General features: G+C 65.0%; 26 protein-coding genes and 1 riboswitch. Of the genes, 13 read left to right on the top strand and 13 right to left on the bottom strand.

Annotated elements, in window-relative coordinates; all coding sequences use genetic code 11:
• Positions 1-50: 50 nt before the first annotated feature.
• Positions 51-974, bottom strand: coding sequence for a LysR family transcriptional regulator (locus tag PHI64_RS05610; RefSeq protein ID WP_299879894.1), 924 nt, complete (start codon positions 972-974; stop codon positions 51-53).
• Positions 975-1,209: 235 nt separating this feature from the next.
• Here PHI64_RS05610 and PHI64_RS05615 point away from each other — a divergent pair, with 235 nt between their 5' ends.
• Together PHI64_RS05615 and PHI64_RS05620 are read left to right on the top strand one after the other, a co-directional pair.
• Positions 1,210-2,154, top strand: coding sequence for a sodium-dependent bicarbonate transport family permease (locus PHI64_RS05615; RefSeq protein ID WP_299879897.1), 945 nt, complete (start codon positions 1,210-1,212; stop codon positions 2,152-2,154).
• Positions 2,151-2,459 (top strand): transcriptional regulator, encoded by a 309-nt coding sequence (locus PHI64_RS05620; RefSeq protein WP_299879900.1) that lies wholly within the window; start codon positions 2,151-2,153, stop codon positions 2,457-2,459. The genes PHI64_RS05615 and PHI64_RS05620 overlap by 4 nt, the downstream gene beginning before the upstream one ends.
• 16 nt (positions 2,460-2,475) lie before the next feature.
• Here the strand turns inward: PHI64_RS05620 and PHI64_RS05625 are convergent, their stop codons facing one another.
• The 3 genes from PHI64_RS05625 to PHI64_RS05635 all read right to left on the bottom strand — a co-directional run bounded on the left by PHI64_RS05625 (position 2,476) and on the right by PHI64_RS05635 (position 5,409).
• On the bottom strand, positions 2,476-3,249 hold the full coding sequence (locus tag PHI64_RS05625) for a hypothetical protein (protein WP_299879903.1): 774 nt from the start codon (positions 3,247-3,249) through the stop codon (positions 2,476-2,478).
• Positions 3,250-3,324: 75 nt separating this feature from the next.
• Complete coding sequence (locus PHI64_RS05630) at positions 3,325-4,860, bottom strand: fumarate hydratase (RefSeq protein WP_299879906.1); 1,536 nt, start codon at positions 4,858-4,860, stop codon at positions 3,325-3,327.
• A gap of 18 nt (positions 4,861-4,878) precedes the next feature.
• Positions 4,879-5,409, bottom strand: coding sequence for a TIGR00645 family protein (locus tag PHI64_RS05635; protein WP_299879909.1), 531 nt, complete (start codon positions 5,407-5,409; stop codon positions 4,879-4,881).
• Between the two features lie 105 nt (positions 5,410-5,514).
• On the opposite strand from PHI64_RS05635, the gene purB reads away from it, so the two are divergent.
• The 4 genes from purB (at position 5,515) to PHI64_RS05655 (ending at position 8,671) form a co-directional block, all read left to right on the top strand.
• Positions 5,515-6,882, top strand: a complete 1,368-nt coding sequence (gene purB, locus PHI64_RS05640) for an adenylosuccinate lyase (protein ID WP_299879911.1) — start codon at positions 5,515-5,517, stop codon at positions 6,880-6,882.
• Positions 6,883-6,975: 93 nt separating this feature from the next.
• Positions 6,976-7,293 carry a DUF2322 family protein gene (locus PHI64_RS05645; protein WP_153159947.1) on the top strand — a complete coding sequence of 106 codons (318 nt, stop codon included), beginning with the start codon at positions 6,976-6,978 and terminating at the stop codon, positions 7,291-7,293.
• Between the two features lie 104 nt (positions 7,294-7,397).
• Positions 7,398-8,000, top strand: a complete 603-nt coding sequence (locus tag PHI64_RS05650) for a TetR/AcrR family transcriptional regulator (protein WP_299879915.1) — start codon at positions 7,398-7,400, stop codon at positions 7,998-8,000.
• A 56-nt stretch (positions 8,001-8,056) separates the two neighbouring features.
• Positions 8,057-8,671: a nitroreductase family protein gene (locus tag PHI64_RS05655; protein WP_299879918.1), complete on the top strand. Its 615-nt coding sequence runs from the start codon at positions 8,057-8,059 to the stop codon at positions 8,669-8,671.
• A 21-nt stretch (positions 8,672-8,692) separates the two neighbouring features.
• On the opposite strand, the gene PHI64_RS05660 is transcribed toward PHI64_RS05655, so the two are convergent.
• From PHI64_RS05660 to PHI64_RS05675, 4 genes are all read right to left on the bottom strand, one after another.
• Positions 8,693-9,091 carry a VanZ family protein gene (locus tag PHI64_RS05660; protein WP_299879921.1) on the bottom strand — a complete coding sequence of 133 codons (399 nt, stop codon included), beginning with the start codon at positions 9,089-9,091 and terminating at the stop codon, positions 8,693-8,695.
• 25 nt (positions 9,092-9,116) lie between these two features.
• Entirely contained in the window at positions 9,117-10,826 is a 1,710-nt protein-coding gene (locus PHI64_RS05665; protein WP_299879924.1) for a TrkA family potassium uptake protein, read from the bottom strand.
• 4 nt (positions 10,827-10,830) lie between these two features.
• Complete coding sequence (locus tag PHI64_RS05670; protein ID WP_299879927.1) at positions 10,831-11,214, bottom strand: DUF6394 family protein; 384 nt, start codon at positions 11,212-11,214, stop codon at positions 10,831-10,833.
• Positions 11,215-11,281: 67 nt separating this feature from the next.
• Positions 11,282-12,676, bottom strand: a complete 1,395-nt coding sequence (locus PHI64_RS05675; RefSeq protein ID WP_299879930.1) for a hypothetical protein — start codon at positions 12,674-12,676, stop codon at positions 11,282-11,284.
• Between the two features lie 431 nt (positions 12,677-13,107).
• On the opposite strand from PHI64_RS05675, the gene aspA reads away from it, so the two are divergent.
• The 4 genes from aspA to PHI64_RS05695 all read left to right on the top strand — a co-directional run bounded on the left by aspA (position 13,108) and on the right by PHI64_RS05695 (position 17,464).
• A complete protein-coding gene (aspA, locus tag PHI64_RS05680; RefSeq protein WP_299879933.1) occupies positions 13,108-14,532 on the top strand; it encodes an aspartate ammonia-lyase in 1,425 nt (474 codons plus the stop codon).
• 20 nt (positions 14,533-14,552) lie between these two features.
• The gene (locus PHI64_RS05685; RefSeq protein ID WP_299879936.1) at positions 14,553-15,860 is read left to right on the top strand and encodes a dicarboxylate/amino acid:cation symporter; all 1,308 of its coding nucleotides are present in this window, start codon (positions 14,553-14,555) and stop codon (positions 15,858-15,860) included.
• Positions 15,861-15,989: 129 nt separating this feature from the next.
• The gene (locus PHI64_RS05690; RefSeq protein ID WP_299879939.1) at positions 15,990-16,679 is read left to right on the top strand and encodes a LuxR C-terminal-related transcriptional regulator; all 690 of its coding nucleotides are present in this window, start codon (positions 15,990-15,992) and stop codon (positions 16,677-16,679) included.
• A gap of 20 nt (positions 16,680-16,699) precedes the next feature.
• Positions 16,700-17,464, top strand: a complete 765-nt coding sequence (locus tag PHI64_RS05695) for a TSUP family transporter (protein ID WP_299879942.1) — start codon at positions 16,700-16,702, stop codon at positions 17,462-17,464.
• 40 nt (positions 17,465-17,504) lie between these two features.
• On the opposite strand, the gene PHI64_RS05700 is transcribed toward PHI64_RS05695, so the two are convergent.
• Entirely contained in the window at positions 17,505-18,281 is a 777-nt protein-coding gene (locus PHI64_RS05700) for a LytTR family DNA-binding domain-containing protein (protein WP_299879945.1), read from the bottom strand.
• On the bottom strand, positions 18,269-19,369 hold the full coding sequence (locus PHI64_RS05705; protein WP_299879948.1) for a histidine kinase: 1,101 nt from the start codon (positions 19,367-19,369) through the stop codon (positions 18,269-18,271). The genes PHI64_RS05700 and PHI64_RS05705 overlap by 13 nt, the downstream gene beginning before the upstream one ends.
• 212 nt (positions 19,370-19,581) lie before the next feature.
• Between PHI64_RS05705 and PHI64_RS05710 the strand changes: the two genes are divergently transcribed.
• Positions 19,582-20,247, top strand: coding sequence for a choice-of-anchor E domain-containing protein (locus tag PHI64_RS05710; protein ID WP_299879951.1), 666 nt, complete (start codon positions 19,582-19,584; stop codon positions 20,245-20,247).
• 43 nt (positions 20,248-20,290) lie between these two features.
• Positions 20,291-21,502, top strand: coding sequence for a hypothetical protein (locus tag PHI64_RS05715; protein WP_299879954.1), 1,212 nt, complete (start codon positions 20,291-20,293; stop codon positions 21,500-21,502).
• 678 nt (positions 21,503-22,180) lie between these two features.
• On the opposite strand, the gene thiC is transcribed toward PHI64_RS05715, so the two are convergent.
• The gene (gene thiC, locus PHI64_RS05720) at positions 22,181-24,097 is read right to left on the bottom strand and encodes a phosphomethylpyrimidine synthase ThiC (RefSeq protein WP_299879957.1); all 1,917 of its coding nucleotides are present in this window, start codon (positions 24,095-24,097) and stop codon (positions 22,181-22,183) included.
• Positions 24,098-24,134: 37 nt separating this feature from the next.
• A riboswitch (TPP riboswitch) is annotated at positions 24,135-24,236 on the bottom strand.
• A gap of 193 nt (positions 24,237-24,429) precedes the next feature.
• On the opposite strand from thiC, the gene PHI64_RS05725 reads away from it, so the two are divergent.
• Positions 24,430-25,905 carry a surface-adhesin E family protein gene (locus PHI64_RS05725; protein WP_299879960.1) on the top strand — a complete coding sequence of 492 codons (1,476 nt, stop codon included), beginning with the start codon at positions 24,430-24,432 and terminating at the stop codon, positions 25,903-25,905.
• 121 nt (positions 25,906-26,026) lie between these two features.
• Here the strand turns inward: PHI64_RS05725 and PHI64_RS05730 are convergent, their stop codons facing one another.
• Entirely contained in the window at positions 26,027-26,578 is a 552-nt protein-coding gene (locus tag PHI64_RS05730) for a LysR substrate-binding domain-containing protein (RefSeq protein ID WP_299879963.1), read from the bottom strand.
• 3 nt (positions 26,579-26,581) lie between these two features.
• A complete protein-coding gene (locus PHI64_RS05735; protein WP_299879966.1) occupies positions 26,582-26,902 on the bottom strand; it encodes a LysR family transcriptional regulator in 321 nt (106 codons plus the stop codon).
• Between the last annotated feature and the right edge of the window lie 3 nt (positions 26,903-26,905).

Below are 26,905 nucleotides of genomic sequence, written 5' to 3' on the forward strand. Positions count from 1 at the left end.
GGCGGATCCCGCGGAGCATAGCGCAGGGGAGAGAAAGCGGATGTCAGTGCTTACCGCAATGTGCCGGGGCCGGGCAGGGTACCGGATGCCGACGTCAGCATCTCATCCAGAAAGGCGCGGGCCGGCACCGGCAGGATCTTCTGGCGCAGATGCACCAGGTTCCAGGGGCGGTGCAGGGGAAAACCTTCTACATCAAGGATCACCAACCCCTCGCCGTCGAGGCGTTCGCCCAGCGCATGGCGGGAGATTACCGCCAGCCCCATGCCGGTCCCGGCCAGCTCCAGCAGGGCCTCGTTGCTGCCCAGGGCCAGGCGCACGCGCAGCTTGACGCCGGCCTGGCGGGCAAAGTCGTCGATGGCCCGGCGGGAGCCGGAGCCCGGCTCCCGCAGCAGGAAGGGCTCGTTGCCCAGCTCGGCCAGACTCACCCGCCGTTCGGCCGCCCAGTGGCCAAGGGGGGCGAGGACGACCATTTCGTTATCGAGGAAGGGGTGCACCACGATGTCCAGGTCGTCTGGCGGGTAGGACATCACGTACAGGTCGTCTTCGTTGTTGCGCAGGCGCTCCACCACCCGGTCGCGGTTGGCGATCTCCAGCTCGATGGAGATGTCGGGATAGCGCTTGCAGAAGGCCCCCAGCATGCGCGGCAGGAAGTACTTGGCGGTGGTCACCAGGGCCACCCGCAGCTTGCCGCGCTTGAGACCCCGCAGCTCGTCAATGGCCGACTCGAAGCGGTTCCAGATATCGTCCAGGCGGCGCGTGGTGGCGAGTAGTTCGTCCCCGGCCGCGGTCAGGCGCAGGGCCCGCCCGCTCTGGTCGAAGAGGGGCATGCCGACGGTCTCGGCGAGCTGGCGGATCTGGATGGAGACGGCTGGCTGGGTCAGATGCAGGGCCTCCGCCGCACGGCTGAAGCTGCCCAGGCGAGCGACGGCGGCGAAGGTTTCGAGCTGGCGGAGGGTGATGCGTCTGCGGGACATGTATAAGTTTTTTCTAATGGCAAAGTAGATTTTTGTTCATTGGATTTTATATCTCAACGCGTCCATCCTGCGAGCCGTCGCCCATCGGCGCGGGCTTTGGCCCGTTTCCACGGGCCTTGAGGAGAAAGCACCATGCATCAACGTGTTGTGAGCCCCCACCCCGATCATCGGGGCCGGGAAGAGGGATCAGTCCGGTCCCGGCATCAGGCGGTCGCGCAAAGGGAGAGGCTGCATCATGTCCTTTGAGCCCGTCGTCCTGTTCTTCATGCTGGGCCTGCTGGCCGGGGTGCTACGTTCGGATCTGAAGATTCCGGGGGTGGTGTATGAGGCCCTCAGCATCTTCCTGCTCCTCGCCATCGGCCTGAAGGGCGGTGTCGAGCTGGCCCGCCATGATGTCCTCGATTTGGCCGGCCCGGCCCTGGTGGTGGTGGGCGTGGCGGTGCTGATTCCCCTGGCCTGCTTCTCCGTGCTGCGCGGGCTGGCGGGCTTTCCCCGTGCCGATGCTGCCTCCATCGCGGCCCACTACGGTTCGGTCAGTGTGGTGACCTTTGCGGTGGCCAGCAGCTTTCTGGCCAGCCGTGCCGTGGCGGCAGATGGCTACATGACCGTGTTCCTGGCCCTGCTGGAGTTGCCGGCCTTGCTCGTGGGGGTTTTCCTGGCCCGCCGTGGTCAGGGCCAGGTGGGCTGGCGCACCCTGCTGCATGAGGTACTGGCCGGGAAGAGCATCGTCCTGCTGGCAGGCGGGCTGCTCATCGGCTGGCTGGCCGGGCCTGATGGCATCCATCCCCTGGACCGGGTGTTCTTCGACCTGTTCAAGGGCATGTTGGCCTTCTTCCTGATGGAGATGGGGCTGGTGGCGGCGGGGCGGTTGGCCGACCTGCGTCGGGCAGGGCCTTTCCTGGTGGCGTTTGCGGTAGGGGCGCCTGTCTGTGCGGGGCTGCTGGGGATCGTCACTGCCGGGCTGCTCGGCTTCTCGGTGGGTAATGCCGTGCTGCTGGCCACCCTGTATGCGAGCGCCTCCTACATCGCCGCGCCGGCCGCCATGCGCATCGCTGTACCGGAGGCCAACCCGGCTCTGTCCATCGGCGCTTCGCTGGGGGTCACCTTTCCTTTCAACCTGATCGCCGGTATTCCGCTGTATTACTGGCTGGCGTTCCGCCTCCATGGAGTCCTGGTATGAGCCCCGCGCTGACCTGCAGAAAACTTGTCACCATCATCTGCGAGGCGGAGCTCGAGACGCTGCTCCTGCCGGAGTTGGCTCGCCAGGGGGCCCACGGCTACACCCTCACAGAGGCTCGCGGGCAGGGTGCCCGGGGCGTGCGCGACGGAGCCTGGCGCGCCTCGTCGAACATCCGTATCGAAGTGCTGTGTGGCGTGGGGGTGGCGGAGCGCCTGGTGGAGATGCTGCAGACACGCTTCTATGCCGACTACGGCGTCGTGGTGTTCGTCGTCGATGTGGAGGTTCTGCGGCCCGGGAAGTTCTGATTGGGGCGGCTGGCGTTCAGCGTGCTGCAGCGAGCCCGATCTCGGACGCGGTGACAGGCCCGATCAGGGCTTCGCCGAGATGGCCCGGAATCTCGGCCCGGTCTTCTTCCAGGGGAATGCGCCCGGCCATGATCTCGGCGAAGCGCTGGGGGTGACGGGGCTGGCGGTCTGGTTCGGCATAGCCGTCCGGGTAGAGAGGCTGATTGGTGCGCAGGTCGTACTTGTCGCTGGCCCCCAGGGTATGGAGCAGTTCGTGGGCGATGACCACCAGGTTGCGCTCACGCTCGTTGCGGCTGGCGAATACCTTGATGACTCCGATCATGCCCTTGCGCAGGCCGAGGGAGTGGTCCAGGTGCGGGGTGAGGGCCGGGTCGTGGTAAAGCACGAACAGTCGGATCTGCGGCCGCGGCCCTGGTGCAGCGTCGTGGCGCCAGGCCCACCAGCGCAGCTGCAGGCTCCACCAGCCGATCTCCAGACTGCTGCCGCCAGCGGGAAAGGCTGGCGGTAGGGCGTCGAGGGGCGGGGCGAGATTGAGGGCCAGGGGTTGGAGCAGTGGGCTGCCATGGCGGTGCACCTCGTCCTGCAGCCACTCCCCGATGGGCGCAAAGTCGTCAACACGCACCCGGGCCAGGGCCTGGCGGGTGACCGGCGAGTCGTCGGCAGCGATGGGGTAAAGGGTGACGTGGAGGGAGTTCTTCCAGTCGGTGGCCTGGGCGCCGCTGCGCCATGCGCCGACCGCCACGGTGGCGAGAATGAAAAGCAGAATCCCGATACGCAGTTTGCGGAACATGGTGATGGAGACAGTGCCAAGGGATGATGAAAAAACCCGGCACGAGGCCGGGTTCCTTGCTGTGCTTGCCGGAGATCAGGCCACGGCGACCGGGATCTTGCCGATCTTGGCCTGCCACTCCTTCGGGCCCGTGTTGTGCACGCTGGTGCCGGAGGAGTCCACCGCCACGGTGACGGGCATGTTCTCCACGTCGAACTCGTAGATGGCTTCCATGCCCAGGTCGGCAAAGCCGACGACCTTGGCCGACTTGATGGCCTTGGCCACCAGGTAGGCGGCGCCGCCGACGGCCATCAGGTAGGCGGACTGGTTGTCCTTGATGGCCTCGATGGCCGTGGGGCCGCGCTCGGATTTGCCGACCATGGAGATCAGACCAGTCTGCTCAAGCATCATGCGGGTGAACTTGTCCATGCGGGTGGCGGTGGTGGGGCCGGCGGGGCCGACCACTTCGTCACGCACCGGGTCCACAGGGCCCACGTAGTAGATCACGCGGTTGGTGAAGTCCACCGGCAGCTTCTCGCCCTTGGCCAGCATGTCGGCGATGCGCTTGTGGGCGGCGTCGCGGCCGGTGAGCATCTTGCCGTTGAGGAGGAGCTTCTGGCCCGGCTTCCAGGAGGCGACCTGCTCCTTGGTCAGGGTGTTCAGATCAACCTGGGTGGCCGACTTGAGATCCGGCGTCCAGGTGACGGCGGGCCAGTCTTCCAGCTTCGGCGGCTCGATCTTGGCCGGGCCGGAGCCGTCGAGGTGGAAGTGGCAGTGGCGGGTGGCCGCACAGTTGGGCACCAGGGCCACCGGCAGATTGGCGGCGTGGCAGGGGTAGTCCAGCACCTTCACGTCGAGCACGGTGGTCAGGCCGCCGAGGCCTTGCGCGCCAACGCCGAGGGCGTTGATCTTTTCGATCAGCTCAAGGCGCAGCTCCTCCGGGCGGGTCAGCGTGGCACCGCTGGCGGCCTTGGCCTTGAGTTCATGGATGTCCACCGGCGCCATGATGGACTCCTTGGCCAGCAGCATGGCTTTTTCCGGCGTGCCGCCGATGCCGATGCCGATGATGCCCGGCGGACACCAGCCGGCGCCCATCTCGGGGATCTTCTTGAGGACCCAGTCCACCAGGTCGTCGGAGGGGTTGAGCATGGCGAACTTGGACTTGGCTTCGGAGCCGCCGCCCTTGGCCGCGCAGATCACCTCCACGTGGTGGCCCGGGACGAGCTCGAAGTGCACCACCGCGGGGGTGTTGTCCTTGGTGTTCTTGCGGGCGCCGGCCGGGTCGGCCAGCACGGAGGCGCGCAGGGGGTTGTCCGGGTTGGCGTAGGCACGGCGCACGCCTTCGTCGATCATCTGCTGCACGCTCATGGTGGCGTCCGGCCAGGTGACCTGCATGCCGACCTTGATGAAGACCATCCCGATGCCGGTGTCCTGGCAGATCGGGCGGTGGCCTTCGGCGGCCATGCGGGAGTTGGTCAGGATCTGGGCGATGGCGTCCTTGGCGGCGGGGTTCTCCTCGCGCTCGTAGGCTTCACCCAGTGCCTTGATGTAATCCAGCGGGTGGTAGTAGCTGATGTACTGGAAGGCGTCCGCGACGGACTGGATCAGGTCTTCCTGTTTGATGGCGGTCATGGGTGAAGCTCCCTCTCTTTAGTGTTTTGACAGCAAAACGGTCTGGTTCATGATCTTGTCCACCATCGCCATGGCGAGAGCGGACAACAGGAACACGACATGGATGATCACCTGCCACATGATCGTGTGCTCGGCCAGGTTGGCGGCATTGATGAAGGTCTTCAGCAGGTGGATCGAGGAGATGCCGATGATGGCGGTGGACAGCTTGATCTTGAGGACGCCGGCGTTCACGTGGGACAGCCATTCGGGCTGGTCCGGGTGGTCATCCAGTTCCAGGCGCGACACGAAGGTCTCGTAGCCGCCGATGATCACCATGATCAGCAGGTTGGCGATCATCACCACGTCGATGAGGCCGAGGACCACCAGCATGGTCTCGGTTTCACTGATGTGGCCGCCGGATTCGAAGACCGAGCCGATCAGATGGCCCAGTTCGGCCATGAATAGGTAAACGTAGATGCCTTGGGCAACGATCAGCCCGAGGTAAAGGGGCGCCTGAAGCCAGCGGCTCCAGAAGATGAAGCGTTCGAGTTGTTGCGGACCTTTGCTCATGATGGGGGTGCTGCTGTTGGGGGAGCCTGGATTTTATCATCGGCGAACGGCCCTCCAAGACGGTAAAATGGAGAACTTTGCTTTTTCGCCTCAAGGCCTTTACGCATGAATCTCCAGCCCATCACCGCCCTGTCGCCCCTCGACGGCCGTTACGAATCCAAGGTTTCCGCCCTGCGCGAGCATTTTTCCGAGTTCGGCCTGATCCGTAACCGGGTCAAGGTCGAGATCGAGTGGCTGAAGGCCCTCGCCGCCGCGCCCGAGCTGGCCGAAATTGCGCCCTTCTCGGAGGCCACCGTGGCCGAGCTGGACGCCGTGATCGCCAACTTCTCGGTGGCTGATGGCGAGGCCGTGAAGGCCATTGAAGCCACTACCAACCATGACGTGAAGGCCATGGAGTACTGGCTCAAGGAACGCCTCGGCCACAACCCCGAAGTCACCCGCGTCACCGAGTTCATTCACTTCGGCTGTACTTCGGAAGACATCAACAACGTCTCCCACGCGCTGATGCTGCGTGATGGCCGCGACGGCGTGCTGCTGCCCTCCCTCGACAAGATCATTGCCCGCCTCGTCGAGCTGGCCCACCAGCATGCCGAGCTGCCCATGCTCTCCCGCACCCACGGCCAGCCCGCCAGCCCCACCACCCTGGGCAAGGAAATGGCCAACGTGGTGCACCGCCTGCGCCGCACCCGCAAGGCTATCGCCGGGGTCGAGCTGACGGCCAAGTTCAACGGCGCCGTGGGCAACTACAACGCCCACCTGTCGGCCTACCCCGACTTCGACTGGGAAACCTTCAACGGTCGCTTCATCGAGTCCCTGGGCCTCACCTTCAACCCCTACACCATCCAGATCGAGCCCCATGACGCGATGGCCGAGCTCTACGACGCCACCGCCCGCGCCAATACCATCGTGCTGGACACCTGCCGCGACATCTGGATGTACATCTCCCTGGGCTACTTCAAGCAGAAGCTGAAGGCCGGGGAGATCGGCTCGTCCACCATGCCCCACAAGGTCAACCCGATCGACTTTGAGAACGCCGAGGGCAACCTGGGCCTCGCCAACAGCGTGCTGCGCCACCTGGCCGACAAGCTGCCGGTGTCCCGCATGCAGCGTGACCTCACCGACTCCACCGTGCTGCGCAACATGGGCGTGGCCTTCGGCTACGCTGTGCTGGCCTACGACTCCTGCCTGCGTGGTCTGGGCAAGCTGGAAGCCGATCCGGCCCGCCTGGCGGCCGACCTGGACGCCTGCTGGGAAGTGCTCGCCGAGCCCATCCAGACCGTGATGCGCCGCTACGCTGTGCCCAACCCCTACGAGCAGCTCAAGGAGCTGACCCGTGGCAAGGGCATCACCAAGGAGGCCCTGCAACAGTTCATCGGCACCCTGGCGATCCCCGAAGCCGAAAAGGCCCGCCTGCTCGAGATGACCCCGGGCAGCTACATCGGCAAGGCGGCAGAGCTGGCCAAGCGCATCTGACATCCCGCCGGCGCGCAGGTGCCGGCATGGGCAGAAGGGCGACATGGGTCGCCCTTCGCGTTTCAGTTTCAACCTGATTGAGGAGGTTCATTCATGGCTTTTGCCGACAAGCTCAAGGCCCTGCCGGGCGTCTCGCATCTGGCGTCGATCCAGCTGCTGGGGGCTGGCGACGAGGTGGTGGCCACCATCGAGAACAAGCCCGGCCAGGCCGGCTCGCTGGCGGTGTACAACCACCTGGCGCAGATCCACGGTGCCATCACTCCGACGGCCGCGGCCCAGGGCATCGAGATCTACTCGGAGCACAGCGAGGACGCACGCCTCAATCCGGGCAAGCATCCCAACATCGACCGCCTGATCGGCCTCGTTGAGCGGGGCGAGACCCTGCGCGTCAAGCATGTCTTTGCCGCGTGAGCGGCTTTCATGCTGTCTGGGAGGGCTGCCTGCGGGCAGCCTTCTTTTTGTGCGATCGATACTGTTGACACATACCGACCGATCGGTATGTAATTGACTCCACCATGAGTCGCCAGCCTGATATCACCCGCGCCTGCATCCTTGATGCTGCCTTCGCCGAAATCCACCGAGAAGGCTTTCGTGCGGCCAGCGTGGCCAACATTCTGGCGGCAACCGGACTCACCAAGGGGGCCTTCTACCATCACTTTCCGAGCAAGAAAGCGCTGGGGTTGGCCGTGATTGACGAGCGCATCGCGCCCTTGCTCGACGATTGGGTGGTGCGTCCGCTGGACGACGGACCCCCGTCGTCGCTATCGGCGTTGCTCGACCTGTTGGAGCGTGGCCGTTCGGCGGATGCGTCGGCGATCAATCTCGGCTGCCCGCTGAACAACCTGATGCAGGAGATGAGCGCCCTTGACGAGGATTTTCGTGCCCACCTCGGGGCCATCCTGGAGTGCTGGCTGCGCAAGCTGACCGCGCTGCTGCTGCGGGCGCAGGTTGCTGGGGAAATTCGCGCCGACGTCGATTGCGAGGTCTGCGCGCTGTTTATCGTTGCGGCCTGGGAAGGCGCCGTCAGCGTGTCGAAGAACCTGCAGTCGGCGGCGGTCTTCCATGCGACGATGGCGCAGCTGCGTACTTACGTGGAGAGCCTGCGCCCCCGGCGCTGATTTTTTTACCCTTTTACATACCAACCGGTTTGTATGTTTTGACCCTCAGGAGAACCATGATGAAAGTATCCGAAGCCATCCGCCAGCGCCGTGCCGTCAAGGCCTTTGACCCGACGCACCGTATCCGCGAGGATGAAATCGAGGCGCTGATGCAGTTGGTCAAGCTGTCGCCGACGGCTTTCAATATCCAGAACTGGCGCTTTGTCCTCGCCGAGGACCCCGCGCTACGTCAGCAACTGCGCGATGCCGCGTGGGGGCAGGCGCAGGTGACTGACGCGTCCCTGCTGTTTGTCTTGACCGCCGACCTGAAGGCCTGGGAGAAGGCGCCGAAGCGCTATTGGCGTGATGCTGCGGCGCCAGTGCAGGAGGCCATCCTGCCGATGCTCGACGGCTACTACCGCGGCCGTGACGCGGTTCAGCGTGACGAGGCGATGCGCTCTTGCGGGATTGCTGCGCAGACCTTGATGCTTGCGGCGCAGGAGATGGGCTACGACAGCTGCCCGATGGATGGCTTTGACTTCGATGCGGTAGCCCGTTTGATCCAGCTGCCGTCCGATCACGTCATTGCGATGTTCGTTGCCGTCGGCAAGGCGGCCCAGCCGGCGCACCCGCGCAGCGGCCCCTTGGCGCTCGACGAGATCGTGGTGCGCAATCGCTTTGTGGTGGCCTGATTCCGGATGCCAGGGCAGCGCTCAAACCAAACGGGCGGCCCTGGCGCGGATCAGCCACGCGCCGATGAAAATGCCGGCCGTGTCGGCAATGACGTCCCAGGGGTCGCCGACACGATTGGTGGTGAGGGTGTGCTGGCAGAGTTCGATCAGCACGCCGTAGGCCATGAGGCCGGCAGCCACTGGCTTGGTGCACTGGGGCCAGCCGGCCCAACCGATCAGCATCAGCCCGGCGAAAGCGACGGCGTGTTCGACCTTGTCCTGGTAAGAAACCACCGTAGGCACCGCTGACAGCGGAATCATGGCGAGGATGAACACGCCGATGAGGGCCGTCACGAAGCCGCCCCGGACGAGTGGCGACGACAGCAGCGGAGTAAGGAGTCGGGACAGCATGGGGGGCGGCCAGGTTTGCGGGACGCGCATTGTAAGACTGCGCAGCTGAGGCGAGTCAGGTATGGGAGCGCAGCTTTTCCCAGATCAGGCCGCTTGGCGCGTCGCGGCCGGTAAGCACGAAGTCCAGGGTGTGGCCATTGAACAGGGTCAGGTCGAGATCCTTGCGGGCGGATTCGCGACCGACCAGCAGCAGTTGATCTCCAAGCCGGATGTCCTGCTCGGCGTCGGGCAGCAGGCGGGGCTCATCACCCTCACGCAGCAGCAGCAAGGTGCTGCAGGCGAGGGGGGGGCGATCCGTAACCGGGGTGCGCAGCAACTGGCCAAGATGGAGCGGTTCGTGACGCATCAGCAGGCGATAGATCGACGGCGCCTGGGCAATATTGACGGTGATGCTCCAGACCGCAGGCACGTCCCAGCCGAAGCGCTGGGTGAGCGCATCGAGCAGGTGCTGCGACCACGCGTCGTCGGCTCGACGGACTGCATCGAGAAAAGGGGCAAGCAGCGGGGTGGTGAGGATGGCGAGACATTCGTGGGCGACGATCTCGCTGGGCACCATGACGAAGTCTGATTCGAATGCTGCGAACAGCGCACGGTTGGAGACGTGGTTCTGGCGGAGCACGGTGAACAGCCGCGGGTTGAGTTCCCGGGCGGTGACCACGGAGGACAGGTTGTTCACGTCGTTGGCGGTGGCGGCCACGATGCCCACCGCGTCAGTGATGCCGGCCGCACGCAGGGCGTCTGCGCCAGTGCCGTCACCCTTGATCCAGGTGTGGCTGGGGTCGATGGGCGGGGCTCGGTCGATGATGGTGACCGGCAGGGCCGCGTTTTCGAGGGCCTGGGTCATGACCTTGCCAAAGTTGCCGTAACCACAGAGCACCCACTTGCCGGCGGGTGGGTCGCGGTGCCGTGTCACCGTGGTGCCAGGCAGGCCGGTGAGCCATAGCAGAAGGTGGTAGGCGGCCGGCGAGTGCAGGGCGAGGGCCATGTATTCGCCGAACTTCTCAAAGGGGTTGATGATGTGTTTTGTGCCGAAGGAGGCCATGTTGGCCACGGTGTCTGCATGTTCGGCGCGGCACAGGGCTGGCAGGGTCGGGGCGAGCAGGCGGGCGGCAATGGCGACTGCCAGGTTGGTGCTGTCGTCGTTGGTCAAGGCGATGACCCCCCGGCAATACTTGCTGGTGAGGCCGGCAAATAGCAGGGTGTCGGGTTCGCCTGCGTCGGCGCACAGGGCAGGCATGTCGGCGGAGTAGCTTTGCAGCTCCAGGTCGCCTACCTTGGCTTCGTCCTTTTCGATCACCACAGCCCGGTAGCCGAGCTCGTCCAGAGCCTTGCAGATCAGGCGCCCGGTTTCGCCGTAGCCGCACACCAGAAAGAAGTGTTCGCGCAGGCGTCGCACCTGGCGGGCAAAGCGCTGCACGGCCACGGCGTTGAGGAAGTTCTTGTCCTGAAGCATCGCGAACACGGTGCCCAGGGTGTAGGCCCAGCCGATCACCGACAGGTAGATGCTCAGGGTCACCCACAGGCGCTGTTGCTCGGAGAAGGCGTAGGGGATTTCACCGAAGCCGATGGTGGTGGCGGTGTAGCTGAAGAAATATACCGCATGGAAGAAGCTCAGGCGCTGGATCGCCCCGTTGGCGTCGGGGGGGCCGGGTACCAGGGTGAGCCCTAGCACCGACAGGGCGAAGATGATGATGAGCACGATCAGCGGCGTGCGCAGCCGCCGCAGGACAAGAAAGATCGTGCTGGTCGGGGTGCTGCTGGTCACGGCATCAGCGCCGCTGCATGATGGTTTCGGCGATCAGGATGATCACCGAGATCACGTTGGCAAAGAGGGCGCCACCAGATAGGGAGACGATGCTCGCCATGACGCCGGCGCTCAGGCCGGTGCCGGCCACGTGCACGGCGTAGCCCCATACCATGGCAGCGGCGAGCAACTGCAGATCGGCCACCAGGCTGGTGGCCAGGTGGATGGCGCCGATCTGGGTACGGTCGCCAAACTTGAGCACGGTGGCAATCAGATTGACGACGATGGCGGCAAAGAGCTCATAGATGTCGTGGTGACTCGGGTTGTCGATCTCACCAATGAAGAAGCCGAAGTTGAGGGTGGCGGCAAAGACGATGAAGAAGCCAAAAATGACTTTCTCGAGGTTCATCTGAGGTGTCCAAAGTGGGCGATGCCGTAATGCTAGCATTCCCCGCCAAACGCCGGCCCCCGCGGCGCTAGCTCTCCGCTGCCCAGGCCAGGGCGCCTGTGTGCGTCCAGTAACCGAGATAGGCCTGGCGGTAGATCCAGGCCTCGTCGCGGCCACCAACGGTGTACACCCCGGGGCGCATTTTCGGCTTGCGTGGCGCCGCTGCGCTGAGGGTTGCCCAGATCCGGGGGCTGTTGGCCTGGCACTCACGCAGGGCTTGCTGTGCCTCATCGAGCCGCCCCAGGGAAAACAGGGCCAGGACCCTGCCATGGCGGCTGAAACTGTCATCGGGCTTTGCGTGTGCGGCCACCACCAGGGCCTCGGCGGCGTGGCCGCAGCTTGCCAGGTTGTGCACCAGCAGGTCGCGCAGACCGGCTTCGTCGTCAGGGTTGGCGACCTGCACTGACCAACGCAGGGCGGCGAGGGCGGTGTCGTCGCCGGGGGCTGCAAAGTGTCGGGCATGGTCAGCGGCCAGGCGCAGCAGGGGCTGGTTGCCCGGGTGGCGCCAGGGCAGGTGCCTGTCGGTGGCGTGCAGGGTGTCCAGCACCACCCTGCGCAGGGCCTCGCCGCGCAGCAGAAGGGTTCGAGTCACGGCCCGGGCGGAGGCCGGGTTGCCGACGGGGGCCTGCTGCATCATCTCGGCCATGTCGTTGAGGACCAGAAAGGACTGACCGCTCAGGCGCTCGCCGAGCAGCACGTCCACCCAGGCGCCAGCTGTGGCGGCGTCGTTGAAGGGGGAGACGGCGGCCCAGCGTGCCTCCAGTCTGCTCAGGCCCGGATCGGGGCTCAGCGCTGCCGCCTCGCGCAAGCGGTAATGGCAGACAGGGGCGGGCCAGGCGTCGATCCGTTGCAGGATGCGATCGATCAGGCGCTGCTGGTCGGGGCCGTCATCGGTGAGTACGGCGGGGTCGTGGCTAGCCATGTCATGAAGGTGGGCGATGAGGTCGGAGAAATCACGGGCGGGATTGCTGGCCAGGCGCATGGCCCATAGGCCGGCCTTGTGGCGAGCTTCGTCCCGGCGCCCTTCGGCCATGAGTGTGGTGACCTCGAGACAGGCCAGGGCTGGCGCGGCGGGGTTAAGGCGGGCGGCTTCGTCGAAGGCAGCCCAGGCGGAGGGGAAGCGCCCCCGGGCGGCATCGAAGGCGCATAGGCGCTGCCAGCCGAGGGCGCGCAGATCGGGTGAGGGGGTCTCCCGCAGGGCCGCCAGAAAATGCTCGGCCTTGCGTGGCGAGGCAGCGTCAAGATAGGTGTCGAGGATCAGGTCGGCCGCGGGGCCGCGGTCTGTCCCCGGGGCGGGCAGGTGCGTGAACAGGGCTTCCAGCAGGGCGATGACGCGTCTCTCATGGCTGTTTCCCCCCAGCCTGGGGGTGGCAGGGCTATCGGCAGGGGGCTTCCGGCGGACGGTGTCTGGTGGGCTTGGCATGACCACATGGGTTTAATGCAATGTTCATTATCTTAATCTCATTATATTCATATTGAATCGTCTTTTTCGGGGCAGGCGCGGAGGGCGCTGGGAGCCACTCCCCTTGGCGGGGAATCGGCAGCATTCCGGCCGGCACACCCGGGATGGCGCCAGCCACCGCAGCCAGCTTGTGTGGCCCGGGGAAGGAAGGGATGGCGAACAGGTCCGCGTCGGGGCGCCACGACGCTACCGGGGGGTTCGGTTTTCCAGACGCGGGCGGTGGGCTTTATCCGGATAACCGAACAAGCCTTCTTGGTGGAAAAATTGAAATCGTTTTGAATCAATGTCTTATGAGTAGTGGCGGACGAACGTCGGCCTGGCATGCGTTCTGCAATGAAAGAAGGGTCCGGCCGGCTGCATGCCGGCTCCCGGCCCCACCCAAGGAGACATATATGAACACCGCCACCACCCGCCTTGAGCACGATCTTCTCGGTGACAAGGAAGTTCCGACCGCCGCGTACTACGGCGTGCACACCCTGCGCGCCCTCGAGAACTTCCCCATCACCGGCATCACCATCGCCGTCTATCCGGACCTGGTCCGCGCCCTGGCCCAGATCAAGCGTGCCGCCGCCCAGGCCAACTGCGAGCTGGGCCTGCTTGAGCGGGAGCACATGGAAGCCATCGTCGCCGCCTGTGACGAAGTAGTGGCCGGCCGCCTGCACGAACAGTTCGTGGTGGACGTTATCCAGGGCGGTGCCGGCACCTCCACCAATATGAATGCCAATGAGGTCATCGCCAACCGGGCCCTGGAAATCATGGGGTACCAGCGTGGCGAGTACGCCTTCCTGCACCCCAACGAGCACGTCAACATGAGCCAGTCCACCAACGACGTGTATCCCACGGCGTTGAAGCTGGCTACCTATGTGGGCATCTTCCGCCTGGTGGACGCCATGGCCTACCTGCGTGCCGCCTTCGAGCGCAAGGCCGAGGAATTTGCCGACGTGCTGAAGATGGGCCGCACCCAGCTGCAGGACGCGGTGCCCATGACCCTGGGCCAGGAGTTCTCCACCTACGCCACCATGCTTGGCGAGGACGAGGAGCGCCTGAAGGAAGCGGCCCTGCTGATCCGCGAGATCAATCTCGGCGCCACCGCCATCGGCACCGGCATCAACGCCCACCCGGATTACGCCGGCCTGGTGTGCCGCCGCCTGGCCGAGATCACCGGCATCCCGGTGGTCACCGCCCCCAACCTGATCGAGGCCACCCAGGATTGCGGCGCCTTCATCCAGCTCTCCGGGGTGCTCAAGCGGGTGGCGGCCAAGCTCTCCAAGGTGTGCAACGACCTGCGCCTGCTTTCCTCCGGCCCGCGTGCCGGCTTTGGCGAGATCAATCTGCCGCCCCGCCAGGCAGGGTCGTCAATCATGCCGGGCAAGGTGAACCCGGTGATCCCGGAAGTGGTGAACCAGATCGCCTTCGAGGTCATCGGCAACGACATGACCGTCACCTTCGCCGCCGAGGCCGGCCAGCTTCAGCTCAACGCCTTCGAGCCCATCATTGCCCACAGCCTGTTCAAGAGCGTGCTGCACCTGAGCAAGGGCTGCGTGGTGCTGGCCGACCGCTGCGTGGACGGCATCACCGCCAACCGGGACGCCCTGCGCGCCAGCGTGGAGCGCTCCATCGGCATCGTCACCGCACTGAACCCCTACATCGGCTACGCCCATGCCACCGACGTGGCCGCCGAGGCCCATGCCAGCGGTCGCGGTGTCGCCGAGATCGTGCTGGAGCGCGGACTGATGACCGCCGAGGCCCTGGCCGAGGTGTTGCGCCCCGAAGTGCTGACCCGTCCGCGCGCCCTGCCGGCCCGCAAGCTCGCCTGATCCATCACCGGGATACGATCATGAAAGCCAACAAATCCTCACTGCTGATCTTTGCCGCCCTGATTCTCGGCATCCTCGTCGGTTACGTCTGCAATCAGGCGGCACCAACGCCCGAGGCGGCCAAGGAGATCGCGGGATACTTCGGCATCGTCACCGACATCTTCCTGCGTCTGATCAAGATGATCATTGCGCCGCTGGTGTTTGCCACCCTGGTGTCCGGCCTGGCCAACATCGGCGACTCCAAGACCGTCGGCCGTATTGGTTCCAAGGCGCTCGGCTGGTTCATCGGCGCCTCCCTGGTGTCGCTGACCGTCGGGCTGATCTTCGCCAACCTGCTGCAGCCCGGCCATGCGCTCAACATGCCCCTGCCCGAGGCCGGCGCCGCCACCAACCTGAAGACCGGTGCCCTCAACCTGAAGGATTTCATCACCCATGTCTTCCCGAAGAGCATCGTCGAAGCCATGGCGGGCAATTCGGTGCTGCAGATCCTGGTGTTCTCGGTGTTCTTCGGCCTTGCCCTCGGCAACCTGCACAGTCAGGCGGCCCGCAGCCTGGTGCAGACCATGGATGAAGTGGTCCATGTGATGCTTAAGGTTACCGACTACGTGATGCGTTTTGCACCGCTGGGCGTCTTCGCAGCGGTCGCGGCCGTGGTGACCACGCAGGGGCTGGGCATGCTGAGTGTGTTCGGCAAGCTGCTGGCCAGCTTCTACATTGCCCTGGCCGTGCTGTGGACCCTTCTCATCGGTGCCGGCTATGCGGTGCTGGGCCGCGAAGTGTTCCGACTCATCAAGCTGGTGCGCAGCCCCATGCTGCTGGGCTTCTCCACCGCCAGCAGCGAGTCGGCCTACCCCAAGCTGATGGAGCAGCTGGAGAAGTTCGGGGTGAAGAACCGCATCACCGGCTTCGTCCTGCCCCTGGGCTACTCCTTCAACCTCGACGGATCCATGCTGTACACCGGTTTCGCCGCCCTGTTTGTGGCCCAGGCCTACGGCATCCCCATGTCCATCGGTGAGCAGATCACCATGCTGCTGGTGCTGATGGTCTCCAGCAAGGGTGTGGCGGGTGTGCCCCGTTCGTCCCTGGTGGTGGTGGCAGCTGTCCTGCCCATGTTCAACCTGCCGGAGGCTGGCCTGCTGCTGATCATGGGCATCGACCACTTCCTCGACATGGGGCGCACGGCGACCAATGTGCTGGGCAATGCCATCGCCACCGCCGCTGTCGCCAAGTGGGAAGAGGGCATCGACCCGGTGGATCCGAGGCTGGACGACGCCGATGAGGCGCTGCCGGTAGCAGGTGAAGCTGTGCCGGCGAACGGCACGGCCTGAGCATCCCTCCCCATGCCTTCCTCCCTCGGGGTCGGGCCCTTTTTTCTTCCGGCGTGTGCGCCCCGTTGTCCGGGGGGGCTTTTGTGTGCAGTCGCCCCAGCCCTCGAACCGTAACAAGGAAAAGCCATTATGTGTTTGGTGCCCTTGCCCTGTATCCATCTTGTCACGCGGGATGCCGCAGCCTGCGGGCAGGTTGCGCTTCTGGCGAGCAGCCTGCCCGCAGGCTTCCGAGTCTGGCCGGATGCCGACAGCTTCCTTTCTGCGCTTGACCGTGAAGCTACCGGAGCGCTTCTCGTCGAGCTTGCTGGTACTGGTCCGGAGCTGGCATTGCTGGGCCGCCTTGGCCTCATGGGCATTGATTTGCCGGTGATCGTGCTGGCGCGTGACGCCACGGTGGAGCTATGCCGACAGGCCTTCAAGGCCGGTGCGCAGGAATTCCTGCCCCTGCCCGCCGCGGAGGGCAGCCTCCCGGAGGTTCTGCGCAAGGCCGTGGGCCAGCATGTGCTCGAACGCCAACGTCAGCAACGCTCCCGTCACGCGCGCAGCCTCTACACCCGTCTCTCCGAGCGGGAGCGGGAGGTGCTGGGCCTGGTGGTGGCGGGCCTGACCAACAAGGAAATCGCCCGGGCCCTGGTCGTATCGCCCCGCACGGTGGAGGTTCACCGTTCCCGCCTTGCCGAAAAACTCGAGACGGACTCCCTGGCCCAATTGGTCCGGCAGTACGCCGATCTGGTGGACGAGGACGCTTGTCGTCCGGATCTGGTCTGCGGGCAGGCCTGGGGGGCGCCGCTGGCAGTGACTGCGCGGCGTCCGGTATGATGGATTTCGGTCTATCCGCGATGCCTCTCGAGTTCATCTTTCTTGGCGCTGTCGCCTTCTTTGCCGGCATGGTCGATGCAGTGGTCGGCGGTGGGGGGCTGATCCAGATCCCTGTCCTGCTCAGCCACTATCCTCAGGTGGCCATTCCCACCCTGTTCGGCACCAACAAGCTGTCCAGCATCGCCGGAACCAGCGCCGCCCTGTGGCGCTACGCGCGAGCGGTGTCCATTCCCTGGACTGTGGTGGTGCCGGCGGCCCTGGCAGCCCTGCTTGGTGCCTGGGGCGGTGCTGCCGTAGTCGCCTGGCTGCCCCGCGACGCGATGCGTCCCCTGGTGCTGGTCATGATGCTGGCGGTGGCCGTCTACACCTTCCGGCGCAAGGATTTTGGCCATGCCGAGACCCGCGAACTGACCCCCGCCGACCGCTGGCGGGCGGTGGCCTTCGGGGGCGTGATCGGTTTCTACGACGGCTTTTTCGGGCCGGGGACCGGCAGCTTCCTGATCTTCGGTTTCGTGCGTCTGTTCGGCATGGACTTTCTGCGCGCTTCGGCCAGTGCCAAGCTCATCAACGTGGCCACCAATGTATCGGCCATCGGCTTCTTCGCCAGCCATGGGCCGCTGCTGTGGACTCTGGGGCTGGTGATGGCCGCCTGCAACCTCGCGGGTGCCCACATCGGCACTTGGCTCGCCCTGCGCCGCGGTACCGCCTTTGTGCGTCAGGCATTCCTGATCGTGGTGTCGGTGCTGATCGCCAAGCTGGCGTGGGATATGGTGAAGACGGTGTAAAGGCCGTCATGGCGTTCCTCCGTCATCGCCAGGGGGCGCGCTAGCGGGGGCAGAACGCGTTGCGCACCCACGCCGTATAGGTTCGGCCCACGCGGATCTCGGCGCCGTCCCTCAGGGTGACGACCAAGGCGGCAAAAGGCGCCGGCCGGATGCGCACGATCGCATCGCGGCGGACGATGTGGCCACGGTGAATGCGCATGAACTCATCCGGGTCCAGGCGCCGTTCCAGCGCGGCGAGGCTGTCCTGATACAGGTATTGGGCGCCGCTGGCGTGGATGCGCACGTAATCGCCCTCCGCCTGGAAACGCAGGATGCTCTCCTGGGCGACCCGCAGGTGTTCGTCGCGAACCTTCACCCAGAAATCCCGGGCTGCCCGCTCGCGCTGGCCGAGGGCGCGCTTGAGGGCGGCAATGGTTTCCTGGAGCTCGGTGACGCGATCTATTTGCTGTCGCGATTCCACGGCGACGCGCGCCCGCTCCAGGGCAATGCCGAAGCGTCCTGCATCCACCGGCTTGGTCAGGTAGTCGAGGGCGTTGGCATCGAAGGCGCGCAGGGCGTGGTGATCGAAGGCCGTCACAAAGACCACCGCCGGCGCCTTCGGCCCCAGCCCTTCCATCACATCGAAACCGCTGCCGCCGGGCATCTGGATGTCGAGGAGCAGGATGTCCGGCCATGATTCCTCGATCTGGCGGCGGGCTTCGCCCACGTCGGACGCTTCGATGATCTGCCCGACCCATTCCAGCCTGCCCAGCAGGCGGAGCAGCCGGCTTCGGGCCAGGGGCTCGTCGTCGGCGATCAGCACCGTCAGTCCGGGCACGCTTGCCTCCACGGCAGATCGATGCTGACCCGGTAGCGCCCGGGGGCAATGGGGCCCGACGAGAGGCGGCCATCCCCCTGAAACCGCAGCGTCAGGCGTTCGGCGACATTGCGCAGGCCTATCCCCATGCCCACCGGCGTCTGCCTGCTGCCGCGCTCCGGCGGCATGTCGTTTTCCAGACTGATATGCAGGCGTTCGCCGTCCCGGCGGGCGGCCAGCACGATCTCCACCGGTCCGCTGGTGGCCCCCACGCCGTGCTTGATCGCATTCTCGATCAGGGGCTGGAGGATGAGGCTGGGGACGAGGGCTCCACGCACGGCCCGGGGCACCTCGATGCGAAAGCTCATGCGGTCGGAGAAGCGTTCCCGTTCGATGGCCAGGTATTCCTCCTGGAGCGTCAGCTCGTCCGCAAGAGGCAGATCGTGCATGGGGTCGAGGGACAGGGTGGTGCGCATGAAGCTCGACAGGGACAGCACCATGCGCTCGGCCCGGCTGGCCGCGCCTTCCTCGATCAGTGCGGCGATGGAATTGAGCGTATTGAACAGGAAGTGCGGATTGACCTGGTAGCGTAATGCCCGCATTTGCGTGCTCAGGGCTTCCTCGCGGATGGCGGCCAGCCGGCGCTCCCGTTCGCGCACCTCGAAATGATAGAGCAGGGCGACGAACAGGCAGGACCAGCCGAACAGCATCGACGCCCCCTCGATCAGCATGTAGCCCGAATAGACCGGGTCGAAACTCACGGGCTTGGGGTACTGGCACAGCATGTAGTTGAAGAAATCGACCGCCGTGAACACCGGCGCGGTGACGGCGGTCATCAGGAAGCACAGCAGGGCCTTGCGGGTGAAGGACAGGCGCCGCAGTCGGAACAGCAGCAGCGACATGCCATAGGTCATGACCGCGCCCGCGCCGAACAGCACGAACTTCAGCGGTGCCGACTCGATCGGGTCGATGTGGATGAAGTAGCCCAGCACGCTGTCGGCGACAAACATGCTGGCCCAATAGACCAGGCTCAGGCGCAGCGTCGCGCGGACGATGTCTTCGGGATAAGCCGCCGTGGCGGGGGCCCGCAGCCCGATGATGGTAGCCATGGCGGCATTATCCCTCCGCCGGGGCGGGCTGTTCGTGCAGTTCATCCCCCCGGATCAGCCATTGGCAGAAATCCCCCGCATTCGGCGGCACCACCGCTCCGCTTGCCTGAAAGTGCATGGCGGCTTGCAGGCGGCTGATTAGACTGCCGCGGAAATGCCGTGGGCAACGGGCTCCAGGCGCTTTTCATCAAATTTCTTCGCGGAGTCACATCTTGAAAACTCTTACCCGTGTTCTCGTTCTCACGGCCCTGCTCACGGGGGCGGCCCGTGCGGATGTCATTTCCTTTTCGGATTCGTATTCCCCGGGGGTGGCCAACAGCTGGAACCACAGCTTTGCCCTGGATCGCTTTGACACCCGCCTCGGCGTCTTGAATTCCGTGACCTTCAATTACGGTGGCAGCGTGACGAGCCAGTTCCGTCTGGAAAATCTCGAGGCCCGACCTGTCACGCTGATGACCCAGGCCGGGGCCAACCTGGTCTTCTACGGGCCGGTGTCCAGAAGCATCGCGGCCTACGCGTCCGCCAGCGAAGCGGTGGGCGCCTTCGACGGTGTGGTGGACTACGGCGGCGTCTCCGGCGCGCTGATCGGCCCCGTCACGGCGACCAACGCCAATACCATGGGGCCGCTGGGGGCGCTGGCGGACCTGCTCGGGGTCGGGCGCTTCACCATCGATGCGCAAGCCTTCGGCTCGCCCTCGGCCCGCGGTGACGGCCAGCTTGCTGCGGATATCGTCACCGAAATCACGGGATGGATCAGTGTGAGCTACGACTACACACCGACGGTCGGCAACCTTCCTGAGCCAGCGACCATGGCCTTGGTCGGCATCGCCGTGCTGGGCATGGGCGGTCTGCGCCGCCGACGCGCGGTTGGCCTCTGAAGCCGGCGTCCGGCGCGCAGTGATTCAATTTCAAGGAGCTTTCATGATGACTCAAGTTCAACGATGGTCCCGATGGGCGCTGGGGAGCTGCCTGCTGCCCCTGCTCGCCGCCTGCGGTGGGGATGGCTCGGTGTCCGGCGTCGGCTACAGTGTCGGCGGGCAGCTGACCGGCCTGACTGCCGGGAAGAGTGTGGTGTTGCAGAACAATGGCAGGGACGACCTCACCATCACCGCCAACGGGGGCTTCACCTTTTCCCGGCTGGTGTCGGCCAATGGCACCTACGCCGTGACCGTCCGGACCCAGCCTGCGGGTCAGTCCTGTGCGCTGACCCGCGCCTCCGGCACTGTGACGGGCAACGTCACCAATGTCAGCGTGCATTGCCAGGACATTTCCGCCGCCATCATCAAGCCCATCTACCTTGCCGACACCTATCGTGCCGATCGTGCCGGTTTGCTCACGCAGGCCAATGGACGAGGGGCGAGCGGCTATTCCTATTTGTCCGGGCTGGCGATTTCCGCCTCGGAGTACATCAACCTCTATGTGAAGGATCTGGCCACGACCTACACCTGGGAGGCGCTTGACCTTCCCTCCAGCGCCGCCGACCTGCAGGCCCAACTCAATGCCCAGGGGGCGCGAGGCTATGCGCACAGCGGCTTCCTGACCGACGGCAATACCAACAGCGTGTATTACGTGAAGGATGCTCAGGGTCTGGCGCCGTTCAGCTATGAGTTGCTCCCGGCCCAGAACAGCAGTACCGCCTTCCTCAGCCAGGCCAACGCCCAGGGGGCGCGGGGCTTTCACCTGGTGGGGAATTTCATCATCGGGGGCAGCACCGTGGCGATCTATGGCAAGGACAGTAGCAGCGCGCGCTATACCTATGCGCTTCAGGCCTCGACCGGCTACGCCGCACCCGAGAACTTCCTCGTCCAGGCCAACGGGCAAGGGCAGCAGGGATATCGCTTTGTCGGGGAGTATTTTTTTTCGGGTGAAGCAGGGGGGCAGGCATCGAAGAACATCTACGTGAAGGACACGACCCAGAGCGCCACCTTCGATTACAAGGCGCTGGCGGTCACCACCGGGGGCAGCGCGTTGATCTCGCAGGCCAATGGGGAGGGCCAGTCCGGCTATTTCTATGCCGGGTCGATGATCTTCTTTCCCAACGGCCAGACGCAGCCCGGTGTGACCCGCAACCTTTACGGCAGGCCGATCAACTGCACAGGCGCGGTGCTGTGCCGCGGCAGCAAGCAGCTTTGAGGCGGGTTGTTGTGTCTGCGTGGGGGGGGGGGCGAATTTTTCAATCCGCTTATTGCTGGTTGAGGCTTTGCTGGGTGGATTTCCCGGCGTTTGGCGCATCGTTGGCCGGGATTTCGCCCCGGCGGGCGACCTACTTTCTTGCTTCGCCAAGAAAGTAGGCAAAGAAGGCGACCCGGCTTCACCGGTCGGCCTTCGGCCGACTGCCCTGCGCTGCTCCCAACGGGCGGCCGGCGCGGAACTCGCCCTTCGGACTCAGACAGCCGCGCCGGACTTCCCCGCCCGTTGCTGCGCTGCTCGGCGGCTCAGACGGGCTTTCCGCCAAGCACCGAGCCTCTCCGGAAGCCGATATGGCGACCGACCGTTGATCACCTGCATTTTCTTTCCCCTCTGACGTGCCGACTGGAGGTGATGACGGGCGGAAAAAGGGCTTCGCATGTCTGAGCCCGAAGGGCGAGTTTGCGAAGACCCCGCCCGGCATTGCCGGAAGGAGGGAACCCCCGAAGGGGGCGCGGCAGCGGGGTACGTTTCTTTGCCTTCTTTCTTGTCGTACAACAAGAAAGAAGGTCGCCCGCCGGGGGCGAGTCCCCGGCCAATGTGACATCAAACACCGGAAATCCGCCCAGTAAAGCCTCACCCCGTAAGGCAAAGGGGGTAAGGGGCCTCCGGCCCCCGCCAACCTCATACCTTGCGATAGATCTCCGCCCCCGCCTTCACAAACTCCACTGCCTTGGTCTCCATGCCCTTTTGCAGCGCCTCGGCCTCGGCGATGCCCTGCTTGGCGGCGAAGTCGCGCACGTCCTGGGTGATCTTCATGGAGCAGAAGTGCGGCCCGCACATGGAACAGAAGTGGGCCACCTTGGCCGACTCCTTGGGCAGGGTCTCGTCGTGGAAGCTCTTGGCCTTGTCCGGGTCCAGGCCCAGGTTGAACTGGTCGTCCCAGCGGAACTCGTAGCGGGCCTTGGACAGGGCGTTGTCACGGATCTGTGCCCCCGGGTGGCCCTTGGCCAGATCGGCGGCGTGGGCGGCCAGCTTGTAGGTGATGATGCCTTCCTTCACATCGTTCTTGTCGGGCAGGCCGAGGTGCTCCTTGGGCGTCACGTAGCACAGCATGGCCGTACCGTACCAGCCGATCATGGCCGCGCCGATGCCGCTGGTGATGTGGTCATAGCCCGGGGCGATGTCGGTGGTCAGCGGGCCGAGGGTGTAGAAGGGGGCCTCCTTGCAGTGCTTCAACTGCAGGTCCATGTTCTCCTTGATCAGGTGCATGGGCACATGACCCGGCCCCTCGATGATGGTCTGCACATCGTGCTTCCAGGCGATGTCGGTCAGCTCGCCTAGGGTCTCCAGCTCACCCAGCTGGGCCGCGTCGTTGGCATCGTAGATCGAACCCGGACGCAGCCCGTCGCCCAGGCTGAAGGCCACATCGTAGGCCTTCATGATCTCGCAGATCTCCTCGAAGTTCGTATAGAGGAAGCTCTCCTTGTGGTGGGCCAGACACCACTTGGCCATGATCGAACCGCCCCGGGAGACGATGCCCGTCATGCGGTTGGCGGTCATGGGGATGTAGCGCAGCAGCACCCCGGCGTGGATGGTGAAATAGTCCACCCCCTGCTCGGCCTGCTCGATCAGCGTGTCGCGGAAGATCTCCCAGGTCAGTTCCTCGGCCTTGCCGTCCACCTTCTCCAGGGCCTGATAGATGGGCACCGTGCCGATGGGCACCGGGGAATTACGGATGATCCACTCGCGGGTCTCGTGGATGTTCTTGCCGGTGGACAGATCCATCACCGTATCGCCGCCCCAGCGGGTGGCCCAGGTCATCTTGTCCACCTCCTCGTTGATGGAGGAGCCGAGGGCCGAGTTACCGATGTTGGCGTTGATCTTCACCAGGAAGTTGCGGCCGATGATCATCGGCTCACTTTCCGGGTGATTGATGTTGTTGGGGATGATGGCGCGGCCACGGGCCACTTCCGAGCGCACGAACTCCGGGGTGATCTCGGTCGGGATGGCGGCGCCGAAATCCTGGCCCTTGTGCTGGCGGCCCAGGAGGGCGGCCATCTTCTCGCCCATGGGGCCGGTGGCACGCAGGCTCTCCAGATAGGCGGCGCGGTTCACGTTCTCGCGGATGGCAACGAACTCCATCTCGGGGGTGATGATCCCCTGGCGGGCGTAGTGCATCTGGGAAACGTTGGCACCCGCCTTGGCGCGGCGCGGTTTGCGGTGCAGGCCGGGAAAGCGCAGCTCGTCCAGTTTGGGATCAGCGGCGCGGGCGCGGCCGAACTCGGAGGAGAGATCGGGCAGCACCTCGGTGTCACCGCGCTCCTCGATCCAGCGCTGGCGCAGGGCGGGCAGGCCGGAGCGGATGTCGATGCGGGCAGTGGGGTCGGTGTAAGGGCCGGAGCAGTCGTAGACGAAGATCGGCGGGTTCTTCTCACCGCCGAAGCCGGTGGGGGTGTCGGCCTGGGAGACTTCGCGCATGGGCACGCGGATGTCGGGGCGGGAGCCCTCGATGTGGATCTTGCGGGAATTGGGCAGCGGGGCAACGGCGGCCTCGTCCACGTGGGCCGAGGCGGCGAGGAATTTTTCGGTGGCGTTCATGAAGGCTCCTTGGGGAGGGCCGCCAGCGGATGGAAAGGCGGCAGGAGCCACGTTTCCCTACGCCGGCATGACCCGGATCAGGTTCGGAGGGTAAGTCTCAGCCGTGCGACTGCGCACACCGGCACCCCTAACGTATGGCCCGCAAAGTACTGGAAGCGCTTTGTAAAGGCAAGATTTGGCGGGGTTTTTGTGGTTTTCCACATGTGGCGGCGGGGTTTGCAGAGAAGGTCGGTGCGGAGGGCTGGGGCGCCGGCTAAAGCTTTTGGGCCGGGATGCCGAAATGTGGGGCATTCGGGCCTTGTATGGCCCCGCACTCTTCCGGAGAAGAAAACATGCGCTCACGCATGCATCCCCTCGCTGCACTTCTGCTGGCTGCAGGCACGTCCTCGGTCCTGGCCGCAGACTGGCAGATGATTGCTTCCGACAAGAAGCGCACCATCGAACTCGACCGCGCCAGTATCCTCCAGTCCGACCCGGGCACAAAGGTGGCCTGGGGGCGCATCGTACTGGCCGAGTCCGAGGCCGAGGCTGCGGGCTACACCACCGTGAAGGCCCTCAACCGCTATGACTGCCGCAACCAGACTTTTGCCACCATCAAGCGCGTCTATCTGGACGCCGATTCGTCGGTGGTGAAGGACGAGAAGGTCAAGGTTGAAAAGGACATGCCAGTGGCGGCCGGCAGCGTGGATGAGAAGTTGTGGCGCGACGTGTGCAAGCCCACTGGCGGCGGCGCGCCCAAGAATATCTCCCAGCTGGCGATGAACGCCTCCAAGGCCGCCCAGGCGGCCCAGGCCGGCAAGCAGGATTTGCGGGTGGCGGACTATCGTCCGGTCAAGGGCACCGAAAGGCCGGCTGTGACCAAGGTGTCCGAGGGGAAGGGTGATCACGCCAACGAGCCGGCAATTCCGATCAAGAGGAACTTCATCGACAAGCCTGCCCCGCCTCCCAAGGCCGAGCCGGTGCCCGAGAAGCCTGTCCAGGCAGAAGCGCCTCCGCCTGAAGTGCGGCGGGTGCCGGCCTATGTGCCGCCGCCGCGTCCGCGGCCCCGGGTGGTACGTTCGCCGGTGGTGTCCGGTGAGGCCTACGCTGCTCATGGCGCAGGGGGCCCTGGTACGCCGCTGGCCCATCATGAGATTCACTGGAGCTACGAGGGGGAGGGCGCACCAGCCAACTGGGGCACACTCAAGCCGGAATGGCAGCTGTGCAACGTGGGCGAGCGGCAGTCGCCGATCGACATCCGTGACGGCATCAAGGTGGATCTGGAGCCGATCCGCTTTGATTACCGCCCGTCCAATTTCCGCATCATCGACAACGGGCACACCATCCAGGTGAATCTGGGCCCGGGCAACACCATCGCAGTGATGGGGCGCACATACGACCTGGTCCAGTTCCACTTCCATCGCCCCTCCGAGGAGCGCATCAACGGCAAGGGCTTCGACATGGTGGTGCACCTGGTGCACAAGGATCTGGACGGCCGCCTGGCGGTGCTGGCAGTGCTGCTGGAACGGGGGCAGGCCCACCCGGTAATGCAGACCCTGTGGAATAACCTGCCCCTCGAGAAGCACTCCGATTACTCGCCCGAGGGCGTGGCCATCGACCTCAACCAGTTGCTGCCCGAGAACCGCAGCTACTACACCTACATGGGCTCCCTCACCACGCCGCCGTGCAGCGAGGGGGTGATGTGGATGGTGATGAAGCAGCCGGCTCAGGTGTCCGCCGAGCAGATCGCCATCTTCTCCCGGCTGTATCCCATGAACGCCCGGCCGGTGCAGTCCGTCCGCGGGCGCCTGATCAAGGAGTCACGCTGAGGGGGCACTGATCACGCGAGAAAGGGGCCGGTCTGTGGATCGGCCTTTTTCATATGAGCCCGGCCGTGGTGTCTTTCTGCAGATGAAAGCCCCGCCCCAAATTGCCCGCAGCCAGCGCGGGTCAAGCGATTTGCATCAGCCAGTTCTCCACCGTCGCAACCGCCTCGGATACTTGCCGTCGGGTGGGTTTCAGCAGATGGTAGGCCATGCCGTCGAGTACGGGCTCGGCGACGATCTGAAGCAGCCCCATGCGCAGTTCTTCTTCGACCAGCAGCAGGCTCAGTAAGGCGACGCCCTGGCCTGCGACAGCGGCCTGTATGGCATGGCTTTCCTCGGAGTACCTGATGCCGGAGGACAGGTCTTCGGGGGCGTGTCCAGTCTTGCACGCCCAGGCAGCCCAGGTCAGGTCCACGGGCTGTGGGCGGTGCCAGTCGAAATGGATTCGTGGCCATTGCGCCGCATCCTGGCTGATTGCTGCCCGTAGTTCCGGGCTGGCGACGGGGGCGAAGTGATCTTCCCGCCACAGGCAGGCGATGACTTCGGGATAACGGCCGTGCCCGTACCTGATCGCCAGATCCGCCGTGCCGGCGTTGAGGTCAACGGGGGCATTGGAGGCATGGACGTGCAGGTCGATGTCTGGGTGGGTTGACTGGAATGCGTTCAGCCTGGGCACGAGTCACTTGGTGGCAAAGGCGGGCGTGACCGACAGCGTCACCGACGCCCGCGCGGGCCTGCGTACCTGTTCGATAGCCTCGGCGATGATCTGAAAGCCGCTGCTCGTTGCCGAGAGCAAGGTCTGACCACAGGGCGTCAGTTCGACGGCGCGAACCTTGCGCACGAACAATGGACGTTCGATGTACGCCTCCAGTACCCGGATGCGGTGGCTGATTGCCGTGGCTGTTACGGACAGCTCTTCCGCCGCCTGCTTGAAACTACGCAGGCGGGCAGCGGCCTCGAAGGCGCGCAAGGCGCTGAGGGAGGGGAGTCGGAGTGTCATGGA

This window comes from Zoogloea sp. (assembly GCF_028689785.1).
GTDB lineage: Bacteria > Pseudomonadota > Gammaproteobacteria > Burkholderiales > Rhodocyclaceae > Zoogloea.

Excerpts from the sequence above, each read along its gene's own strand:
- PHI64_RS05650 (WP_299879915.1), top strand. The coding sequence starts at position 7,398 with ATGAGTCGCCAGCCTGATATCACCCGCGCCTGCATCCTTGATGCTGCC.
- PHI64_RS05670 (WP_299879927.1), bottom strand. The coding sequence starts at position 11,214 with ATGAACCTCGAGAAAGTCATTTTTGGCTTCTTCATCGTCTTTGCCGCC.
- PHI64_RS05675 (WP_299879930.1), bottom strand. The coding sequence starts at position 12,676 with ATGCCAAGCCCACCAGACACCGTCCGCCGGAAGCCCCCTGCCGATAGC.
- PHI64_RS05735 (WP_299879966.1), bottom strand. The coding sequence starts at position 26,902 with ATGACACTCCGACTCCCCTCCCTCAGCGCCTTGCGCGCCTTCGAGGCC.
- PHI64_RS05690 (WP_299879939.1), top strand. The coding sequence starts at position 15,990 with ATGTGTTTGGTGCCCTTGCCCTGTATCCATCTTGTCACGCGGGATGCC.
- aspA (WP_299879933.1), top strand. The coding sequence starts at position 13,108 with ATGAACACCGCCACCACCCGCCTTGAGCACGATCTTCTCGGTGACAAG.
- PHI64_RS05645 (WP_153159947.1), top strand. The coding sequence starts at position 6,976 with ATGGCTTTTGCCGACAAGCTCAAGGCCCTGCCGGGCGTCTCGCATCTG.
- PHI64_RS05685 (WP_299879936.1), top strand. The coding sequence starts at position 14,553 with ATGAAAGCCAACAAATCCTCACTGCTGATCTTTGCCGCCCTGATTCTC.
- PHI64_RS05615 (WP_299879897.1), top strand. The coding sequence starts at position 1,210 with ATGTCCTTTGAGCCCGTCGTCCTGTTCTTCATGCTGGGCCTGCTGGCC.
- PHI64_RS05635 (WP_299879909.1), bottom strand. The coding sequence starts at position 5,409 with ATGAGCAAAGGTCCGCAACAACTCGAACGCTTCATCTTCTGGAGCCGC.
- PHI64_RS05725 (WP_299879960.1), top strand. The coding sequence starts at position 24,430 with ATGCGCTCACGCATGCATCCCCTCGCTGCACTTCTGCTGGCTGCAGGC.
- PHI64_RS05620 (WP_299879900.1), top strand. The coding sequence starts at position 2,151 with ATGAGCCCCGCGCTGACCTGCAGAAAACTTGTCACCATCATCTGCGAG.
- PHI64_RS05625 (WP_299879903.1), bottom strand. The coding sequence starts at position 3,249 with ATGTTCCGCAAACTGCGTATCGGGATTCTGCTTTTCATTCTCGCCACC.
- PHI64_RS05610 (WP_299879894.1), bottom strand. The coding sequence starts at position 974 with ATGTCCCGCAGACGCATCACCCTCCGCCAGCTCGAAACCTTCGCCGCC.
- purB (WP_299879911.1), top strand. The coding sequence starts at position 5,515 with ATGAATCTCCAGCCCATCACCGCCCTGTCGCCCCTCGACGGCCGTTAC.
- PHI64_RS05655 (WP_299879918.1), top strand. The coding sequence starts at position 8,057 with ATGATGAAAGTATCCGAAGCCATCCGCCAGCGCCGTGCCGTCAAGGCC.
- PHI64_RS05705 (WP_299879948.1), bottom strand. The coding sequence starts at position 19,369 with ATGGCTACCATCATCGGGCTGCGGGCCCCCGCCACGGCGGCTTATCCC.
- PHI64_RS05660 (WP_299879921.1), bottom strand. The coding sequence starts at position 9,091 with ATGCGCGTCCCGCAAACCTGGCCGCCCCCCATGCTGTCCCGACTCCTT.
- PHI64_RS05715 (WP_299879954.1), top strand. The coding sequence starts at position 20,291 with ATGATGACTCAAGTTCAACGATGGTCCCGATGGGCGCTGGGGAGCTGC.
- PHI64_RS05630 (WP_299879906.1), bottom strand. The coding sequence starts at position 4,860 with ATGACCGCCATCAAACAGGAAGACCTGATCCAGTCCGTCGCGGACGCC.
- PHI64_RS05695 (WP_299879942.1), top strand. The coding sequence starts at position 16,700 with ATGCCTCTCGAGTTCATCTTTCTTGGCGCTGTCGCCTTCTTTGCCGGC.
- thiC (WP_299879957.1), bottom strand. The coding sequence starts at position 24,097 with ATGAACGCCACCGAAAAATTCCTCGCCGCCTCGGCCCACGTGGACGAG.